Source organism: Niveibacterium umoris, assembly GCF_014197015.1.
GTDB lineage: Bacteria > Pseudomonadota > Gammaproteobacteria > Burkholderiales > Rhodocyclaceae > Niveibacterium > Niveibacterium umoris.
On the sequence record NZ_JACIET010000001.1, the window covers coordinates 2,508,172 to 2,527,624 of the forward strand.

General features: G+C 65.1%; 17 protein-coding genes and 1 tRNA gene. 7 read left to right on the forward strand and 11 right to left on the reverse strand.

Annotated features, from left to right (window positions below):
• Positions 1-2: 2 nt before the first annotated feature.
• Genes GGR36_RS11265 through hemC form a run of 3 tightly spaced genes read right to left on the reverse strand, consistent with a single transcriptional unit; the run spans position 3 to position 2,837 of the window.
• Positions 3-1,091: a uroporphyrinogen-III C-methyltransferase gene (locus GGR36_RS11265; protein WP_183634679.1), complete on the reverse strand. Its 1,089-nt coding sequence runs from the start codon at positions 1,089-1,091 to the stop codon at positions 3-5.
• A 25-nt stretch (positions 1,092-1,116) separates the two neighbouring features.
• A complete protein-coding gene (locus tag GGR36_RS11270; RefSeq protein ID WP_183634680.1) occupies positions 1,117-1,893 on the reverse strand; it encodes a uroporphyrinogen-III synthase in 777 nt (258 codons plus the stop codon).
• Between the two features lie 8 nt (positions 1,894-1,901).
• Positions 1,902-2,837: a hydroxymethylbilane synthase gene (gene hemC, locus GGR36_RS11275; protein WP_183634681.1), complete on the reverse strand. Its 936-nt coding sequence runs from the start codon at positions 2,835-2,837 to the stop codon at positions 1,902-1,904.
• Between the two features lie 207 nt (positions 2,838-3,044).
• On the opposite strand from hemC, the gene ppc reads away from it, so the two are divergent.
• Positions 3,045-5,807 carry a phosphoenolpyruvate carboxylase gene (gene ppc, locus GGR36_RS11280; RefSeq protein WP_183634682.1) on the forward strand — a complete coding sequence of 921 codons (2,763 nt, stop codon included), beginning with the start codon at positions 3,045-3,047 and terminating at the stop codon, positions 5,805-5,807.
• 15 nt (positions 5,808-5,822) lie between these two features.
• Here the strand turns inward: ppc and GGR36_RS11285 are convergent, their stop codons facing one another.
• Genes GGR36_RS11285 through GGR36_RS11295 form a run of 3 tightly spaced genes read right to left on the reverse strand, consistent with a single transcriptional unit; the run spans position 5,823 to position 9,894 of the window.
• Complete coding sequence (locus tag GGR36_RS11285) at positions 5,823-8,087, reverse strand: diguanylate cyclase (protein ID WP_183634683.1); 2,265 nt, start codon at positions 8,085-8,087, stop codon at positions 5,823-5,825.
• A gap of 5 nt (positions 8,088-8,092) precedes the next feature.
• Positions 8,093-8,860 carry a response regulator gene (locus tag GGR36_RS11290; protein ID WP_183634684.1) on the reverse strand — a complete coding sequence of 256 codons (768 nt, stop codon included), beginning with the start codon at positions 8,858-8,860 and terminating at the stop codon, positions 8,093-8,095.
• On the reverse strand, positions 8,857-9,894 hold the full coding sequence (locus GGR36_RS11295; RefSeq protein WP_183634685.1) for a sensor histidine kinase: 1,038 nt from the start codon (positions 9,892-9,894) through the stop codon (positions 8,857-8,859). Before GGR36_RS11295 ends, GGR36_RS11290 begins: the two co-directional genes overlap by 4 nt.
• Before the next feature lie 85 nt (positions 9,895-9,979).
• On the opposite strand from GGR36_RS11295, the gene argH reads away from it, so the two are divergent.
• The 6 genes from argH (at position 9,980) to GGR36_RS11325 (ending at position 15,453) form a co-directional block, all read left to right on the forward strand.
• Entirely contained in the window at positions 9,980-11,383 is a 1,404-nt protein-coding gene (argH, locus tag GGR36_RS11300; RefSeq protein ID WP_183634686.1) for an argininosuccinate lyase, read from the forward strand.
• A 7-nt stretch (positions 11,384-11,390) separates the two neighbouring features.
• Positions 11,391-12,284, forward strand: a complete 894-nt coding sequence (locus tag GGR36_RS11305; RefSeq protein WP_183634687.1) for a fructosamine kinase family protein — start codon at positions 11,391-11,393, stop codon at positions 12,282-12,284.
• Between the two features lie 230 nt (positions 12,285-12,514).
• Positions 12,515-13,144, forward strand: coding sequence for a hypothetical protein (locus tag GGR36_RS11310; protein WP_183634688.1), 630 nt, complete (start codon positions 12,515-12,517; stop codon positions 13,142-13,144).
• Positions 13,145-13,160: 16 nt separating this feature from the next.
• Entirely contained in the window at positions 13,161-13,409 is a 249-nt protein-coding gene (locus tag GGR36_RS11315; RefSeq protein ID WP_183634689.1) for an HPr-rel-A system PqqD family peptide chaperone, read from the forward strand.
• Between the two features lie 50 nt (positions 13,410-13,459).
• Positions 13,460-14,332, forward strand: a complete 873-nt coding sequence (locus tag GGR36_RS11320; RefSeq protein WP_276510004.1) for an HprK-related kinase A — start codon at positions 13,460-13,462, stop codon at positions 14,330-14,332.
• Positions 14,329-15,453: a nucleotidyltransferase domain-containing protein gene (locus GGR36_RS11325; protein WP_183634691.1), complete on the forward strand. Its 1,125-nt coding sequence runs from the start codon at positions 14,329-14,331 to the stop codon at positions 15,451-15,453. Before GGR36_RS11320 ends, GGR36_RS11325 begins: the two co-directional genes overlap by 4 nt.
• 61 nt (positions 15,454-15,514) lie before the next feature.
• On the opposite strand, the gene grxD is transcribed toward GGR36_RS11325, so the two are convergent.
• The 5 genes from grxD to GGR36_RS11350 all read right to left on the reverse strand — a co-directional run bounded on the left by grxD (position 15,515) and on the right by GGR36_RS11350 (position 19,344).
• Positions 15,515-15,841 carry a Grx4 family monothiol glutaredoxin gene (gene grxD / locus GGR36_RS11330; protein WP_183634692.1) on the reverse strand — a complete coding sequence of 109 codons (327 nt, stop codon included), beginning with the start codon at positions 15,839-15,841 and terminating at the stop codon, positions 15,515-15,517.
• A gap of 96 nt (positions 15,842-15,937) precedes the next feature.
• A complete protein-coding gene (prmC, locus tag GGR36_RS11335; protein ID WP_183634693.1) occupies positions 15,938-16,762 on the reverse strand; it encodes a peptide chain release factor N(5)-glutamine methyltransferase in 825 nt (274 codons plus the stop codon).
• Positions 16,759-17,841: a peptide chain release factor 1 gene (gene prfA, locus GGR36_RS11340; protein WP_183634694.1), complete on the reverse strand. Its 1,083-nt coding sequence runs from the start codon at positions 17,839-17,841 to the stop codon at positions 16,759-16,761. The genes prmC and prfA overlap by 4 nt, the downstream gene beginning before the upstream one ends.
• A gap of 33 nt (positions 17,842-17,874) precedes the next feature.
• The gene (hemA, locus tag GGR36_RS11345; RefSeq protein WP_183634695.1) at positions 17,875-19,125 is read right to left on the reverse strand and encodes a glutamyl-tRNA reductase; all 1,251 of its coding nucleotides are present in this window, start codon (positions 19,123-19,125) and stop codon (positions 17,875-17,877) included.
• A gap of 143 nt (positions 19,126-19,268) precedes the next feature.
• Positions 19,269-19,344: transfer RNA gene (locus tag GGR36_RS11350), tRNA-Phe, on the reverse strand.
• Positions 19,345-19,453 lie beyond the last annotated feature (109 nt).

Genomic DNA, 19,453 nt, shown 5'->3' on the forward strand with positions numbered 1-19,453 from the left:
CCTCAGCGTGCGCCGGTCACGCGCGCAGTGCGCAGCGAACCGAGCGTTTCGTTCAGGTTGGGCAGTTCGACCGACAGCTTGGCGCCTTGTGCTTTGCGCAGTTCCGACAAGCGCATCGCGACATCACGGTCGTCGACGTCGAAATAGCGCTCCATCCATGCCACGGCCTGTTTGATGTCTTCGCGAAACACGCGCCCGTCACGCTGCAGCAGCGCGAGGCGTGCAGACAACAGACGAAGGCGCAGGTTCTCGCGCAGGAAGGTCGTCTGCGCCGGGGACAACAGCGCCGGGTCCGGGCGATCCAGGCGTTCGATGCGGATCAGGCCGCGCAGCTCAAGCCAGAAATCGTTCGCAAGCCGCGCGTACCAGCTTGGTTCATCCACCACGGGCGCGGACTGCTCGACCGGCTTGGCGCCTTTCACCGGCTTGCTCTTCGCCTTTTCGACCTGGGGCGGCGAATGTTCGAATGCCAGTGGCAGGGTGTCGATGCGATCGATGAGGTTTTCAAGTGACAAGCCCATCGCGGAAATGTCGGCCATCGGCAGCGCCTTGAGGCGTTCGATGTCGCGTGCAATCGATTTGCGCAGCGGCAGCAGCTGCGGACGCTCGAAACCGGCAAGGCGTGCCTCGGCGCTCTGCAGCGCGATCAGCGCGGCCTGCACATTGCCTGCAAGTTGAAGCTGCTGTTGCGCAATGTTCAGCGCCTGCTCCACTTCCGCCAGCACCCACTCGTCGCGTGAGCGTGAGAGGTCCTGATAGAGCGCCTCGAGCGCGGCCTGCTGGCCCTGCGATTCGGCCATGCGGGCTTCCTGCACCGCCAGCCGGTTGCCGAGTGCCTGCAAGGCATCCTGGATTTCCTTGGCACGCCCCTTCACTTCGCGCGTCGCCGCATCAGATTCGCCCAGGCGCTGCGCCACCTGCTGCTGCAGCAGATCGAGCCGGGTGCGGGTCTCGATCCATTGCCAGGCCAGAAGCGCCAGCACGACGGCACCGGCGATCACGAACGGGTGGCCCAGGCTGCGCCAGCGACGGCGCTGTGGCGCAGGCGGCGGGGCAAGGGGCGGGGTGGGGTTGTCGCGGGTCTCGTCCATGCGCGGATGATAACCGAGGCCTCGCTCAGGCGGCCCCTTCGAAGTAGGCACAGAGCCCTGCGACCAAGCCGGCATCCGCGGCCGGGGTCAGGGTCACCGCGCGGAATCCTTCGTCGCGCGCGCATTCGGCGACACGCGGGTGCGGTGCGAACACCGGAGTGTCGAACAGCGTGCCGCCGCCCTGCGCGCGCAGGCAGCCCGCGAGGTGACGAACCGCCTCGCTGCTGCTCAGGGTCAGTGCGTGCAGTCGCCCTGCACGCCGCGCGGCAAGCAACGCCGCGACGTCGACGGGGGGCAGCACACGGCGGTAGCAAGTAAAACAGAGGGGCCGTGCGCCGCGTGCGGCAAGCGCATCAGCGAGCAGTTCGCGGCCACCGTCACCACGCAGGATCAACACGCGCCGACCAGCAACCACGTCGGCGGCGAACGCCGGCAGCGCGAGCACCCCCTCGCTGTCATAGCGTTCCTGCGGCACGATCACCTGATCGAACCCTGCCGCGCGCAGCGCCGACGCGCTGCCCGGCCCGACCGTTGCGACCGGGGGTCCAGGTGGCCACGCACGATGACGCCGCAGGCCGGCGAGCCCGTGTTCAACGGCGTTGGCGCTGACAAAGAACACCAACGCAAAGTCATCCAGCTGCGCCGCAATCGCAGCGAATCCGGCCTCATCGCGGATCGGTTCGATGCCGATCAGCGGCAGGGCGAACGGCGTGCCGCCGGCCACGCGTATTGCTTCGTTCAGCGCCGCTGCCTGCGCCACCGGTCGCGTCACCGCGATCGTGCGACCCGCCAGTGCGCCCATCGCCGTGCTCAGTGGCTGAGCTGCGCGAGAATTTCTGCCGCGCCCTGCGCGCGCAGGGCCTCGGCCAGCTCAAGGCCGAGCGCTCTCGCATCGGACGGGGCGCCGTGCAACTCCGCGCGGGCGAAGCGGCTGCCGTCGGGCAGCGCGACGAAGCCACGCAGGAACAAGCCCGTCGCCTGCATCTGCGCAAAGACTCCGATCGGCACTTCACAACCGCCGCCGAGCGCGTGCGTCACCGTGCGTTCGGCCGTCACGCATGCTGTCGTTTCGGCATCGACCAGCGGCGCCAGCCAGTCGCGCACTTCGGTACGTGCGGCGATCGCCTCGATCGCCAGGGCCCCCTGCCCTGCAGCCGGAAGCGAAACTTCCGCCGGCAGGGTGGCGCGGATGCGCTCGCCGAGGCCCAGCCGCTTGAGCCCGGCAGCCGCCAGCACGATTGCGTCGTACTGCCCTTCATCGAGCTTGCGCAGGCGGGTGTCGAGGTTGCCTCGCAGCGGCGTTACGCCGAGGTAGGGATACTGGGCGTGGATCTGTGCCTCGCGTCGCAGGCTCGAAGTGCCGACCACCGCGCCCGGCGGCATTTCGTCGAGCGACGCGTATTTATTGGACACGAAGGCGTCGAGCGGCGTTTCGCGCTGCAGGATCGCGGCGATGCAGAACGGGTCGGTGAGTTCGGCCGGCACATCCTTCATCGAATGCACCGCAATGTCGGCACGCCCATCGAGCAGGGCAGTCTCGAGTTCCTTCACGAAGAGCCCCTTGCCGCCGACCTTCGACAGCGCGCGGTCGAGGATCTGGTCGCCGCGCGTAGTCATTCCGAGCAACTCGACACGGGTCTGCGGGTACAGCTTTTCCAGCAAGGCTTTCACGTGTTCGGCCTGCCACAAGGCTAGGCGGCTTTCGCGGGTGGCGATGACAATGCGTTCGGGTGCGGGATGGCTCACGACAGAAAGGCCCCAAGGCTGGTTTCGATAAGGATGGGGATGGTAACACTGCACAATTTTTGATCGGTCGCCGCGGCCAAAGGCCTGATAAACTTCAAAATATTGCAGCGCAATGTCGAAATTGCGACGTTTTTGCCAGTGACCGGCGTGATGCGAACCGCCCGGCACGGCGCTACCGATTCCCCCACCCCCAATCGACGACCGACCATGAGCGATCTGGCTAAGCAGGAAGCAGCAAAAGACCTCCCCCTCAAAGAAGACATCCGCCTTCTGGGTCGGATTCTCGGCGACACGGTGCGCGCACAGGAAGGCGAAGCGGTGTTCGATCTGATCGAACGCGTTCGCCAGACTTCGATCCGCTTCCGCCGCGACGACGACATTGCGGCACGGCGCGAACTAGAAGCGATGCTCGATTCGCTGTCACGTGACCAGACGATCCAGGTGGTGCGGGCGTTCAGCTATTTCTCGCACCTCTCCAACATTGCCGAAGACCAGCATCACATCCGCCGCTCGCGCGCGCATGCGATCGCTGGTTCGGCGCCGCGCGAAGGCACCATGGCGCGCGCCATCGAAGCCGCTTTCGAAGCCGGCGTCACTAACGAGCAGATTGTTGATTTCTTCAACGACGCCTTCGTCGGCCCGGTGCTGACCGCGCACCCGACCGAGGTCTCGCGCAAATCGATTCTGAACTGCCAGTTGAAGATCGCCCAGTTCCTGGATGCGCGCGACCGCATCCAGATGACGCCGGACGAGAGCGAAGAGAACGACGCGGCAATGCGACGCGCAGTGCTGACGATGTGGCAGACGCGCATGCTTCGCCCGACCAAGCTGTCGGTGCTGGACGAAGTCGACAACGGCCTTTCTTACTACAGCTACACCTTCCTGCGCGAGCTGCCGAAGCTTTATGTCGCGCTGGAAAACCTGCTCGCCAAGCACGGCGACACGTGGAAGACGATGGAGCTGCCCTCCTTCCTGCGCATGGGCAGCTGGATCGGCGGCGACCGCGACGGCAACCCGTTCGTGACCGCCGACGTGCTGCGCGAGGCGATGCGCATGCAAGCGACGGTGGCGCTCGAGTTCTACCTGCACGAACTGCACATCCTCGGCAGCGAGCTGTCACTGGCGCAGTTGCTGGTCAGCGCCTCGGACCAGCTGCTCGAACTCGCCGAGCGCTCGCCGGACAAGTCTCCGCATCGCGGTGACGAGCCCTACCGCCGCGCGGTGGCAGGCATTTACGCGCGCATGTATGCCACGGCGGAGCACCTGCTCGGCCATCGCGTCGGCCGCCCGCCTGTCGGTCGTGCCGAACCTTACGCCTATGCCGAGGCCTTGCACGACGACCTCGACATCGTGCATCGCTCGCTGCTCGCCAATGGCTCCGGCGCGCTCGCCATGGGCCGCCTGCGCCGCCTGCGTCACGCGGTGAAGGTCTTCGGCTTCCACCTCGCCGCGATCGACCTGCGTCAGAACTCCGACGTCCATGAACGCACCGTCGCCGAACTGCTTGCCGCCGTTCGCCCGGGCTTCGATTACCTCGCACTGGATGAAGAGGGGCGCATCGCGGCCCTGCTGGAAGAGCTGGCCACGCCGCGCCCGCTGGCCTCGCCCTTCGTGAACTATTCGGACGAGACGGTCGGCGAGCTGGAGATCTTCCGCGCGGCCGCCGAATCCCATCGCCTGTATGGCCGCGACTGCATCCACAACGTCATCATCTCGAAGACCGATGGCGTGTCGGACATGCTGGAACTGGCGCTGCTGCTCAAGGAAGTCGGCCTGCTGCGGCCGCACGAGCGCGCCATCGACGTGAACATCGTGCCGCTGTTCGAGACCATCGGCGACCTTCAGGCCGCCAGCGCGACGATGGATCGCCTGTTCTCGATCCCCGCCTACCGCGAGCTGCTCGCGACACGCGGCGAGATGCACGAGGTCATGCTCGGCTATTCGGACTCCAACAAGGACGGCGGCTTCATGACCTCCGGCTGGGAGCTCTACAAGGCCGAGATCCAGCTGATCGAGGTGTTCAAGCGCCACGGCGTGAAGATGCGCCTGTTCCACGGTCGCGGCGGCTCGGTCGGCCGTGGCGGCGGCCCCAGCTACCAGGCGATCCTCGCGCAGCCGGGCGGCGCAGTGCAGGGCAAGATCCGCCTGACCGAACAGGGCGAGGTGATCTCGTCGAAGTACGCAAACCCGGAAGTCGGCCAGCGCAACCTCGAAGTGCTCGCCGCTGCGACCTTCGAGGCCACCCTGCTGGCGCACCCGGAAGCGGCGCCGCGCCCTGAGTATCTCGAAGTGATGGATCGTCTCTCGGAGCACGCGTTCAAGGCCTACCGCGGACTGGTCTACGAAACGGAAGGTTTCGAGAAGTACTTCTGGGAGTCGACGGTGATCTCGGAGATCGCGAACCTGAACATCGGCTCGCGCCCGGCTTCACGCAAGAAGACCACCGCGATCGAAGACCTGCGCGCGATCCCCTGGGTGTTCTCTTGGGCCCAGTGCCGCCTGATGCTGCCGGGCTGGTTCGGTTTCGGTGCCGCGGTGCGGGCCTTCCTCGCCGAGCGCCCGGACGGCATGCAGATCCTGCAGTCGATGTGCAAGGAGTGGTCCTTCTTCGCGACGATGCTGTCGAACATGGACATGGTGCTGGCCAAGAGCGACATCGCAATCGCCTCGCGCTATGCCGCGCTGGTGCGCGATGAAGAGCTGCGCAACGCGATCTTCCCGCGCATCCGCGCCGAGCATCAGGCGACGATCGACGCGCTGCTCGCGATCACCGGCCAGCAGGAACTGCTGGACGGCAACCCGCTGCTCAAGCGCTCGATCCGCAATCGCTTCCCCTACCTCGACCCGCTCAACCATGTGCAGGTCGAACTGCTGCATCGCTATCGCGACGGCAACGCGGAAGAGCGCATCAAGCGCGGCATCCACCTGTCGATCAACGGCATCGCGGCAGGTCTGCGCAACTCCGGCTGAACCGCCGGGTTCGCATCAAACGGCGCCCTTGCGGCGCCGTTTTTCTTCGTACAGCACGGTGTCGGCACGCGCGAGCATTTCTTCGATCGAAATCGCATCGCCCGGCGGGGCGACGACGTAGCCAAGGCTGCCGGCGAGCGTGAATGGCAGATCCTGACTCGCACGCTCGAACAGGCGGTAGATGCGGTCGCGCATCGCGGCGAGGGCGTCCGGATCGGCGTTGGCGGTGAAGATCACGAACTCGTCGCCACCGATGCGGCCAATCAGGTCGGCGGCGCGGAAACCCCGGCGCAGCACGTCCGCCGCCTGGCGGATCGCGACGTCGCCGGCGGCGTGGCCGTGACGATCATTGATCTGCTTGAGGCCGTCGAGGTCAGCAAAAATCACCGCAGCGGCAAGGCCGTCCGCATGCAGCCGGTCGGCCCGCAAGCGCGCTTCGGCGAGGAAGCCGCGGCGATTCAGCAAGCCGGTCAGTTCATCGCGGTGCGCGATGTCCGCCAGTTCGCGCTGCCCTTCGCGCGCCTGCGCCAGGTCGCTGCGCAAGGCATCGCGCGCAGCCGCGAGCTCCGACACCAGCAACGATGCCTTGAGGGCCGACGACACCTCGTCGCGAATCGTCTCCCACGGGCCACCGACAACCGGATCAACGCTGAACACGATGAAACCAAAGTGTTCGGCGCCGTGGAAGACCGGATACACGATCAGCGCGCTGCTTTGCGCGGCCAGCTCCCACGCGCGTGCCGGCAGCACGTCATGGGTGCGGAAACGCTCGCCGTGGAGGTCCGGCTGTTCGCGACCACCGATGAAGGCGTACAGCATGCGCGCCTGTGTCGGCAGGTCGAAATCATCGAGGCTGTCGATGCGCGCCTCGCCGCTGTAAAGCGCAATGCAACAGGTGTCGAGCCGCAAATCGGCAAGTGCTTCCGAGAGATGCTCGAGCAGTTTGCGCAGATCGAAAGTCGCGATACGCGTCTTGAGCAATTCGCGAAACGCCATCGCCTGCTCGCTGTGCAGGCGGTGGCGCTCCTGCAGCGCGACATCCTGCAGACCGGCGAGCGCGATCTGTGCCTGCTGCAGCCAGCGCGCAGCGGCCGCCCAGGCTTCGGGCGTCAGTTGCCGCGGCTCGATCAGCCAGCGCTGTGCAGCCACCAGCAAGGCCTGCACACCGAACACATGCCCTTCGGCTGCGAGTGCATCGCGTGCCACCGCGTGCACCGCGGCGAGCAGGGGCTGGAAGTCCGCTTCGACCAATGCGCGTGACAAGCCCTGTTCGACCAGCTGTATGGCCTCGCGGTAGTGCGGTTCGCGCTCGGGCGCGACCGCCAGTTCCTCCAGCATGCCGGCCATGCGCTCGGGCAGCTTGGCCGCAAGCGCACCAGGCTGCGCGTAGAACCCGCCGCAACCGCAGGACTGCCGCCGCACCAACCGGGTCGGCACCCGCGTCAGCCCCGGTGCCGGCTCGCCGGCGATCGCCGCGAGCAGGTGCGACACGCCTACCGACCCGAGTTCGTAGTGCGACTGATTCACTGTCGTCAGGCCGACGCCAAGTCGACCGGCCGCGAGAATGTCGTCGAAGCCGCCAAAGCGCACTTCCTGCGGTACATGCAGGCCGCGTTCGACCGCGCAGGCCATCGCGCCCAACGCCATTTCGTCGTTCGCGGCGACCACTGCGTCGATCGCGATGCCGCGTTCGATCAGGCTCAGCATGGCGGCATGGCCACTGGCGCGGCTGAAGCTGCCCTGCAGCACCAACTCTGGCGCCGGCGGCAGGCCGGCGTCGGCACAGGCGTCGCGCCACCCGGCCAGGCGTTCATCGGCCTCGCCCTGGCCGGCGGGTCCGGCGATCATCGCGATGCGTTGGCAGCCGTGCTGCCGGATCAGGTGATCGACGACTTCGCGGAAGCCGCCGTAGTTGTCGTTGACGACGCTCGGCACGATCTTCGAGGCGAAGCCGACACACAAGGTCGGCACCTGCGGCAGGGTCGAGAGAAAGGCCTCGAGCGCCTTGGGCGGCAAGTGATACTGCAAGGTCGTGCCGATCACGATCAGCCCGTCGAATGCGGTGGCGTCAGGCAAACGGAATACGAGATTGAACTGGCGATCGAATTCCGACGCGCCGGAAGGGGGATGCCCCGGCAGGAAAACGGTGCGCGCCCCCAGCGCGCTTGCTCGATCGATAATGCCGGCGACCAGACGCAGCGCAAACGCCGTGTCGATATCGGCCGCGAGAATGCCGAGCGTCAGCGGGCGCTTCGGTGTGGCGCTCTCAACCTGTGTCACGGTGCTCAAGGTGCGTCGCTGCCAAGCAGGGCGGCACGCACGGTCGGCCACTGCCGACGGCTCACCGGCAATTTTTCTTCCAGCCCGTTGATCTTCACCAGCCAGTGTTCGGCGACCTCATCCCGTTCGAACCCCGCCACCGCGGCACGCGCGATGAGGCAATTGCGATGGATGCGCACGAAGCGTTCGGGGAATTCCTGTTCCAGTTGCACCAATGATTCATCCAGCAGGTATTCGCGCTCGACCGTTCGAGCGGTGACGTATTTGAGCTCGGCCTTGAGGAACAACACATCGGTCACCGGGATCAGTGCGATCCGTCCGCGTTCGCTGACCGAGAAATGCCGCCGCGGCTCGGCGATCCGGTCGAGTGCTTCGCGGCCCAGCGGAATGCTCGCGCGCACCTTGGCCAGTGCCGCCTCCAACCGTTGGGCGCGCACCGGCTTGAGCAGGTAGTCGATCGCGTTGAGATCGAACGCACTCACCGCATACTGGTCGTAGGCGGTGACGAAAACTACGCGCGGCGCGTTGTCGAGCTTGGCCAGATGCTGCGCCAGTTCAATGCCATCCATGCCAGGCATGCGGATGTCGACCAAGGCCAGATCGACCGGTTGCGCCTGCACCAGCCGCAGCGCCTCCAGTCCGTTGGCCGCCATGCCGACAATGGCGGTGGGTTGCGTGGCGGCGATATCCCCCAGGAGATCACGCAAACGCTCGCGCGCCGGTGCTTCGTCATCGACGATCACGACATTGAGCGGAAGGCTTGGCGTCGTCACAAGCCCCCCTGGCGACGCACGGGCATGCGGATGCGCACGACGTATTGCCCGTCTTGCGGCCCGCTCTCCATTTGCGCCTCGATATCGAAAAACAGCATCAGTCGCTCCCTGATGTTGGCCTGCGCCATGCGATTGCCCTGCTGGCTGCGCGCCTCGTTGCGCAGCGGGTTCGAGACTTCCAGATGCAACTCCCGCCCGCGCTGGGCGATGCGGATGTGGATCTCGCCCGGTTGCGACGAGGGCTCTATGCCGTGGTATACGGCATTTTCGATCAAAGGCTGCAGCATCAATGGCGGCACTCGCGCCGTCATCGGGCAGTGGCGGATATCCCACTCAACCTTGAGCCGGTCACCGAGACGTAGCCGCTCCAGATCCAGGTAGCGGTTGGCCAGTTCGATCTCGTCACCAATCGTGACAAGTTCGCGATTGTCCTTCATCAGATTGCGGAAGAGATCCGCCAGCGATTCGAGCGCATGCTCCGCGCGACGCGGGTCAGAGCGGATCACGCCGAGCACGCCATTGAGACTGTTGAAGAAGAAATGCGGGCGGATCCTTGCATTGAGCGCCAGTACGCGCGCCTCGGACAAGGCGGGCGTGGCCATCGCCGAGCGCCAGTGAAAATAGGCCATCAGCACCATGCAAGCGCCTGCGGCCCACAGGCACCAACGCATCGCGCTGGCGCGATCGGCCAGCGCCGACAGCAAGGGGAAGGTCAGCGCCACCGAAAGCACCCCCACCGCCATCACGATCACGGTGGCGCGGCGATAGGTCTGGCGTGCAATCTGCGGCGCCAGAAGATACGCAAGCAACAGCCCGAGCATCAGCGGCAGTTCAAGCACGCCCGCAACGGCCACCGCCTCGCGCGCGAAGGCCTCGCCCGGATCGACCCGCACCGCGACCGTCACCAAGGCCAACAGATTGATGCCCAGCAGGCTGCGCAACATCACCCCGAGGTTGCGGAAATCGGGCGGTGCAAGGGCATTGCCCTGTGCCGCGGGGCCGGGCTGAGGAGGCTTTTGCCGTATACTCGCCATGGTTTCCTGCGGCTCACGGCCGCATTTTTTCTCCGCTCGTGCCGCGCGACGAGCTTGTCGCGCGCGTTCCTGGATTTTCGCGATTATGACAGAGCAATCAAACGCCGAAAGCGGCGATGCCAAGGCCTGGTCGGGCCGCTTCAATGAACCCGTATCGGATCTGGTAAAGCGGTTCACGGCCTCGGTGTTCTTCGATTGCCGCATGGCCGAGCAGGACATCCGTGGGTCGCTCGCGCACGCAAAGATGCTCGCCAAGCAGAACATCATCGGCGCGCAGGATCTCGCCGACATCGAGCGCGGCATGGCGCAGATCCTCGAAGAGATCGCCGCCGGCAAGTTCGAATGGAGTCTCGACCTCGAAGACGTCCACCTGAATATCGAAAAGCGCCTCACCACGCTGGTGGGCGACGCCGGCAAGCGCCTGCACACCGGCCGCTCGCGCAACGATCAGGTCGCCACCGACATCCGCCTGTGGCTGCGTGACGCGGTCGACCAGGCGATCGAACTGCTCGGCAGCTTCCAGCGCGCGCTGTGCGATCTGGCCGAGCAGCACGCCGACACGCCGATGCCCGGCTTCACGCACCTGCAGGTCGCGCAGCCGGTGACCTTTGGCCACCACCTGATGGCCTACGTCGAGATGGCCCGGCGCGACGCCGAACGCCTGGTAGACGCCCGCCGCCGCATCAACCGTCTGCCGCTGGGCGCCTCGGCGCTGGCCGGCACCAGCTACCCGATCGACCGCGAATTTGTCGCGCAAGAACTCGGCTTCGAGGCCGTCTGCGAGAACTCGCTCGACGCCGTGTCCGACCGCGACTTCGCGATCGAATTCACCGCCGCGGCCGCACTGGTGATGACCCACCTGTCGCGCCTGTCGGAAGAATTGATCCTGTGGATGAGCCCGCGCGTCGGCTTCATCGATCTGGCCGACCGCTTCTGCACCGGCAGTTCGATCATGCCGCAGAAGAAGAACCCGGATGTGCCTGAGCTGGTGCGCGGCAAGACCGGCCGTGTGAATGGCCACCTCGTCGGCCTGCTGACCCTGATGAAAGGCCAGCCGCTGGCCTACAACAAGGACAACCAGGAAGACAAGGAGCCGTTGTTCGACACCGCCGACACGCTGATCGACAGCCTGCGCATCTTCACCGACATGGTCTCCGGCATCCGCGTGAAGGCCGACGCGATGCGCGACGCACTCAAGCAGGGCTTTGCCACCGCCACCGAGCTGGCCGACTACCTCGTCAAGCGCGGCCTGCCCTTCCGCGACGCGCACGAAGCCGTCGCTCGCGCCGTGCGCGAAGCCGAGACGCGCGGCTGCGACCTGCCAGACCTGCCCCTTGAAATGCTACGCAGCTTCTCGGAACTGGTCGCCGAGGACGTGTATCAGGTGCTGACCGTCGAGGGCGCGCTGGCCGGACGCAACCACATCGGCGGCACCGCGCCAGCCCAAGTCCGCGCCGCCATCGCTCGAGCACGGGCTCGGCTGGCCTAGCGGCGCGATGGAGCTGGCGCTTGCCGTCGCCATTGAAGCTGCGATCCGGGCCAGCACCGGATCGCGCTTCCGGATTTCGGCCCACCAGACAGTCTCCGGCGGGAGCGCGCACCAGCACTGGTCGCTGCGCGGAAGCGGCGCACAATACTTCGTCAAGACCGGACCGACGGCTAGCCACGCGGCCTTCGCGGCGGAAATCGACGGCCTGAATGCGCTCGCATCCAGCGGCGTGGTCAGAACACCCGCGGTCATCGCCGCTGGCGAAACGCCAGACGCCGCATTCCTGATCCTCGAACACCTGGACTTGCGCCCGATGCGTCGCGAAGACGGCGCACGTTGCGCCACGGCCCTTGCCGCACTGCATGCAATCCAGGGCACGCAATACGGTTGGCCGCGCGACAACTACATCGGCGCATCACCCCAGAGCAACACCCCACACGACGATTGGCCGACCTTCTTCGCTCAGCGTCGTCTCGCGCCACAACTCGCAGCCGCGGCCCGGCACGGGCATCGGGGCGAACTCCAGACGCACGGAGCGCGGGTAATCGAAAAGATCAGCGCCTTCTTCCTCGATCACCGGGCGCCGCCATCCTTGCTCCACGGAGACCTGTGGAGTGGCAACTTCGCGGTACTCGACAGCGGCGAGCCGGTGCTCTTCGATCCCGCAGTCCACTACGGCGACCGCGAAGCGGACTTCGCGATGTCCGAACTCTTTGGCGGACTGCCCGAGTCCTTCTACGCCGGCTATCGCGCAGCTGCGCCGTTGGCCGACGGCTACGCGCAGCGCCGCACGCTCTACAATTTCTACCATGTGCTCAATCACCTGAATCTATTCGGCCCAAGCTACTGGCGGCAGGCAGAACGCATGGCTCGGGATCTGTCCGAGTACCTGCGTCGATGAAGCCGAATCAAGTCGGCAGTTTTGACAGCCTTCAGCCGACCTCCGCACCCTGCCGCCCATCGGCGGTGCATCCCGCTGTTTTTACAGGGCTTTTTTTGCCAGCCATAGCAAGCACGTTTCTTGCATGTACGCTACTGAACGTTTGCAGTCCTCAGTCGCACCGTGACCGATTTGCATGAATCGGAAACAAGTGACTGACAGAATGCCAAAAGACCCTCAGGATCGAGACCATGTCGAATCAGGAAAACACTTCGCGCCCTGACACGCCCGATGCTTCTGCCGAGAACACCACACAAGGTGTATCGGAATCGCGTCGGCGTCTGCTTGTTCGTGGCGGCATGGCGGCCGGCCCGGTCATCCTGACCTTGACGAGCGGCCCGGTGCTGGGCGGGCTTAACCCCGGCGAGTGCATCTCGCCGTCTCAAACGCTGTCTGGTGCGCTGAGCCATCGCGGCACAAAGGTTGGCAAGTGCAACGGACGGTCGCCGGGCTACTGGAAGACGTGCTCAGCCAGCAACTGGCCGATTCCGCAAACCACCCCGTTTCACTCGATCTTTGCGGTTGGTACGCTCGAAGGGACCCGGTTTTTCAACGGCGACGGATCGATGATGACGATGATCCAAGTGTTGACCGTACTTGGATATGTCGACCCCTACCGCGTCGCTTTTCACTGCATCGGCGCCTACCTGAACATCCTCAAGGGCGGCATGATCGACCCGATAGCGCTCACGGCAGAGGCTCTGATCGCGATGTGGCGCGAATACGCACTGACCGGCAAGTACACGCCGTACGCCGGCGCCACCCCATGGGATGGACCACAGATCGTCAATTACCTGACAAGCAATTACATCGCACCGTAAACACGGCAGACGTGCCGTGACCGATGCGCGCTGGATCTGCCGCGAATGGCCGGATGGCTCGGTCTACTATGACCGCCTGACCGGCACCACCCACGGGCTGTCGGCGCTTGCCGCGGAAGTTCTCGCCTTGCCGCTTGGCTCGCGCTACGATCCGGACAGCGCGAGCGACGCGATTGCAGCCCGCCTTTCGCTTGCGCTGACGCCCGAGATTACCGCCGCGGTAGGTCAGGCGCTTGACCAACTCAAACGCATTGAACTGATTTGACACCCACTCTCCGCGTTGCCGATCTGAGCGAATCGGATCTGCATTCGCGCTTGTCGCGTGAAGGGCTCTGGCTTAAGAGCGGCCCCTTCTCTTTGCACATTCAAAGCCGCGAGCGTGCAGTCTCCCACGCGATTGCCTGCCTGTATCGCGACCACGCACTAAGTGCGTCGGATTTTGCGGATTTCCATGTTGAAATCGCGCGCGCCGCTGGCGTGCGGCGCTGGCTGAAACCACAGATCCAGTTTCACTTGGACGGACGCACACCCTTCAAGCCCCTGCCTCATGCGCAGAGCTTCGCGATGCTCGAATGGGGCCTGAACTGGTGTATCGCGACCTACTGTCAGCAATTTCTCGTCATCCATGCCGCAGTTGTAGAGCGCAACGGCATGGCGGCGATTCTTCCGGCTCCACCTGGGTCCGGAAAGAGCACGCTCACGGCCGCACTGATCCAGCGCGGCTGGAGGTTGTGTTCAGACGAACTGACCCTGATCGATCCGGGGACCGGTAAGGTTGTCGCTCTGGCGCGGCCGGTGAATCTCAAGAACGATTCGATCGACATCATTCGGGCGTTCGAACCGACTGCGGTCTTTGGGCCGGAATACCCGGACACCCACAAAGGCCGCGTCGCCCATTTGCGACCACCGCGCCAAAGTGTTGAACGCGCCAGCGAAGCTGCGAAACCTCGCTGGGTGGTCTTTCCGCAATGGGCTGCAGGTGAGCCTCTGAACCTGACTGCCTTGCAGCGATCTGCCGCCTTCATCCAACTCGCCGAGAATGCCTTCAACTACAACATGCTCGGTGAAACAGGCTTTCGCACCCTGGCGGACACGATCGACCGCTGCGACTGCCTGGCCCTGCGCTACAGCCGGCTGGACGATGCCATTCGCGCCTTTGACGGCCTTGCGGACGAGGCGATGGCATGATTCGAGACGCCGTCCTGCCACTGCTGCGTGACCCAACGCTTGCCGCATCCATGCGGCTGTCCGAGTGGGATGTGGTGATCCGACAGGCGCGCAACGCCAATCTCACTGCCCGCATCGCCGCTGACCTGGAGTTGCGCGGCATTCTCGATCGTGTGCCCCACGCCCCGCGGCAGCATCTGATTGCCGCACGTGCGGTGGGTGCGCGCCAGAAGATTGCGACGCTCGCCGAAATCGAGCGCGTGCGCCGGGCACTCAGCGAGTTCGGACTGCGACTCGTTTTGCTCAAGGGGGCCGCGTATGTCGCTGCCGGGCTGCCGGTGGCGCGCGGCCGGGTGTTTGGCGACATCGACCTGCTCGTCGACCGCAACCGACTGCCCGATGCCGAGTCTGCACTGATGATGCACGGCTGGATCAGTACGCACCTCGACGAGTACGACCAGCGCTATTACCGGCAGTGGATGCACGAACTGCCGCCGCTGCGGCACATGAATCGCGGCAGTGCGCTGGACGTTCACCACAACATCCTGCCGCTCACCGCGCGTCATCCGCCGGACGCGAAACTGCTGCTCGACGCAGCGATTCCTGCTGCGGAATCGCCGGGCACCTGGGTGCTGGCACCGCCCGACATGGTCTTGCACAGCGCCTGCCATCTGTTCCACGAAGGCGAACTCGACAATGGCCTGCGGGACCTCGTTGACCTCGATGGCCTGCTTCGCTACTTCGCGTCGCAAGAGGGTTTCTGGAGCACACTCGAAGCGCGCGCAGCAGCGCTGCATCTCGAACGGCCGATGCGCTACGCACTGCGCATGTGTTCGCTGATGCTGGAGACGCCAGTCCCCGCCTCGACGCTCGCATTCGGCGGCGGCTGGCCGGCAGACCTTCGCGAGCGCCTGCTGGAGCAGTTGTACTTGCGCGGCCTCAGGCCGAACGATCCCACCGCGGGTGACGCCTGGACACCACTCGCCCGCCACCTTCTGTACCTACGGGGCCACTGGCTGCGCATGCCACCTCACTTATTGGTGGCGCACCTCTCCCGCAAAGCGTGGCGTAGTTGGAGCGGTCGCGACGATCGCGACGATGTGCCGGCGCCGGAGGCGATCAAGCCGGACAAGCAAGTCTGATTGGCTGCAATGAAAAACGGCGACCCGCGGGTCGCCGTTTTTCTTGCCGAGACGGCACCCGTCAAGCCGAAACGATGCCCGCTTCCTGCAGCATCTGTTTCAGTTCGCCAGACTGGTACATCTCTTTCATGATGTCGCAGCCACCAACGAATTCACCCTTGATGTAGAGCTGCGGAATCGTCGGCCAGTTCGCGTATTCCTTGATCCCGTTGCGAATGTCCGGATCCTCCAGCACATTTACCGACGCGTATTGCGCCACGCCGAGCAGCTTCAGGATTTGCGCCGCGGTGGCCGAGAACCCGCACTGCGGGAACTGCGGCGTGCCTTTCATGTACAGCACGACCGGATTTTCGGTCACGGTCTGGTGGATGATGTCTTGGACGCTCATGATGATTCCTTGGGGCTGGAGCCAGAATACCTGACTAAATCAATTGGGTATGAAGTCTAAGAAAAACCGGCATTCTGGTCAATTCGCCCCGCTCGCTCAGGGCAAGCGCCCGAAGCTCACCCGGTCGAGGCCCGCAAGATCCTGTGCAGTAGCGACCTCAACAAAACCCGCGGAAATCAGGATCGCGCGCGCGGCGTCGCCTTGATCGTATCCATGCTCCAGCAACAGCCAGCCTCCGGCATTCAAAGCGTCGGGGGCGGCGCCGGCAATCGCGCGGATGTCGTCAAGCCCCTCCGGCCCCGATGCCAGCGCGCCACGCGGCTCGAAGCGCACATCCCCCGCCAAAAGGTGCGGGTCCTCGCTTGCGACGTAAGGTGGATTCGAGACCACCAGGTCGAAGCGTTCCCCCGCCACACCGCTGAACCAGCTTCCCTCCCGCCAGCGCACCTGGCCGCCAAGCTGCTCAGCATTGCTGCGCGCGACGGCCAGTGCGGCGGGCGAAATATCGACCGCGGTGACCCGCGCCTGCGGCGCCTCGAGGGCCAGCGTAATCGCAATTGCGCCGCTACCGGTGCCTAGATCCAGCACGTCGGCCGTCCCGTCGGGGATACGCGCGAGCGCCTGTTCCACCAGCAGCTCCGTCTCAGGCCGCGGAATCAGCACATCCGGCGAAACGGCGAAGCGCCGGCCGTAGAACTCCCGTTCACCGAGGATGTACGCCACCGGCTCGCCCGCTGCACGCCGCGCGATCCAGGCCGTAAAGCGCGCCGCGGCGTCGGGGGCGAGCGCACGCTCCGGGAAGCCCACGATCGCCGCCGCACTGGCACCGCTCGCCTCACGCAACAGCAAACGCGCTTCAGATGCCGGAACCTGCCCGCGAGCCAGCGCGAGCGCGTCGCCAAACGTACGCGGCAGGCTCATGCCACCTCGGTCAGCGCCGCGAGCAACTCGGCCTGATGCTCGCGGGTCAGCGCATCGACCAGTTCATCGAGCTCACCCTCGACGACCATATCCAGCTTGTGCAGCGTCAGGTTGATGCGGTGATCAGTGACGCGCCCCTGCGGATAGTTGTAGGTGCGGATACGCTCGGAGCGATCGCCGCTGCCGATTAGGCTCTTGCGATGGGCCGCCTGCTTGCTGGCCTGCTCGCGCACCTGCACGTCCTTGATCCGCGCCGCCAGCACCGACATCGCCTGCGCCTTGTTGCGATGCTGCGAACGGTCGTCCTGGCATTCGACGACGATGCCGGTCGGCAGGTGGGTGATGCGCACCGCCGAGTCGGTCTTGTTGATGTGCTGTCCGCCCGCACCCGATGCGCGGAAGGTATCGATGCGCAGGTCGGACGGATTGATCTCGACATCGCCCACCTCGTCGGCCTCCGGCAGCACCGCAACGGTACAGGCCGAGGTGTGGATGCGCCCCTGCGTCTCAGTCACCGGCACCCGCTGCACGCGATGGCCGCCGGACTCAAACTTGAGCTTCGAGTAGGCGCCATCGCCAATGATGCGGGCAATCGCTTCCTTGTAGCCGCCAAGGTCCGACTCATTCACCGACACCAGTTCGACGCGCCAGCCCTGGCGTTCGGCGTACCGGGTGTACATGCGCAGCAGCACGCCGGCGAACAGCGCCGCCTCTTCTCCTCCGGTACCGGCACGGACTTCGAGGAACAGGTTGCGCGCGTCATTCGGATCCTTGGGAAGCAGTGCCAGCTGCAGGGCCTCGTCGAGGCGCGCGATATTCGCCTTGGCCGCTTCGATCTCTTCCTGCGCAAAGGCCTTCATGTCGGGATCGGACAGCAAATCCTGCGCCTCGCGCAGATCGCCCTCCGCCCGCAGGTAATCCCGCCACAGCGTCACCACTGGCGTCAGCTCCGCGTGCTCGCGATTGAGCCGGCGGTAGCGATCCATGTCTTGCGTCACGTCCTCGCTCGCGAGCATCTGGTCGAGCTCTTCGAGGCGGCGAACGAGTTGTTCGAGTTTGTCCCGGATACTGGATTTCATGGTGTCTGCGGGCTCGGCGCAAGGCCGGCGCCGCTAGGAACGATCGAGATTGAACAGGCGGCGCACAAGGTCGGAGACTTCCCCGACATGTTCGCCCTCGGCCCGGTTGAGATACTGCGTCGGCGCGTGCATCAGCTTGTTGGTGAGGCCCTGCGACAGCGCCTCGATCACCGCGCGCGGATCTTCGCCTTTGGCAAGGCGTGCCAATGCGCGCTCCAACTCCGCCTGCCTCAACTCGTCGGCGCGATTGCGCAGCGCGCGTATCGCCGGCACCGCGTCGCGCGCCTCAACCCAATGCAGGAACTGGGACACCTGATCCGCGATGATCGCTTCGGCGTCGATTACGGCCTGCTGGCGCGATTCGATCCCCGCCTCGACCACCTGGGCGAGATCATCGACGGTGTACAGGAACACGTCGTCGAGCTTGGCGATCTCGGCTTCGATGTCGCGCGGCACGGCAAGGTCGACCATCACCATCGGACGATGGCGTCGCGACTTGAGCGCGCGCTCGACCATGCCCAGTCCGATGATCGGCAAGGGGCTCGCTGTGCAGCTCACCACCACGTCGTAACGACCGAGCTGTTCTGGCAGCGCGTCCAGCGTGATCGCGTCGCCCGAAAACCGTGCAGCAAGCGCTTCGGCGCGCTCGAGCGTGCGATTGGCGATCGTCAGCTGGCGCGGCCCACACCCGGCGAAATGCGCCGCGCACAGCTCGACCATCTCGCCCGCGCCAACAAACAGCACGCGCTGCTCGCCGATGCTGGCGAAGATGCGTTCGGAGAGCCGCACCGCCGCCGCCGCCATCGACACCACATTGGCGCCGATCGCGGTTGTCGAACGAACTTCCTTGGCGACCGAAAAGGTGCGCTGGAACAGCTTGTGCAGCAGCGTGCCAAGGGTGCCGGCCTCTTCAGCGAGACGCGCGGCCTGCTTCATCTGTCCAAGGATCTGCGGCTCGCCAAGCACCATCGAATCGAGGCCGGACGCAACGCGGAACATGTGGCGCACAGCCGCATCGCGCGGCAGCATGAACAGGTGCGGGGAAATCTGGGCGAGCTCGACACGATGGTAGTCGGCGAGCCAGTCTGCGACCACGGCCGGTGATTCGGTCGCGCAGTAAAGCTCGGTGCGATTACAGGTCGACAGGATCGCAGCCTCCCGCACCGGGCGCTGACGCACCAGCTGCGACAACGCGTCCGCGAGCCCATCCTGCTGGAAAGCCACACGCTCGCGCAGCGTTACCGGCGCGGAGTGATGGTTCAAGCCAAGGGCGAACAGATGCATGAGTCAGACCGAATCCGAAACCGCGTTATTACAACATCGGCGCGACGCTGAAAAGCCCGAACTTTCCACAACGCGCCCCAGCCCCGCCAAAGACAGGCCGTGAACAAATGAAAACGGGCCGCACAAGGCGGCCCGCTGGAATCTGGTGGCCAGAGGCGGAATCGAACCACCGACACGCGGATTTTCAATCCGCTGCTCTACCAACTGAGCTATCTGGCCAAAGAGCTAGGCATTATAGCTGCAATTCCAGAAGTGTCAAACCGCGCGTTTGCCAAAGGGCTAACGACGCGGAATGACCGTCCCCGCCATCCCGAAAAAAAGCCCCTCA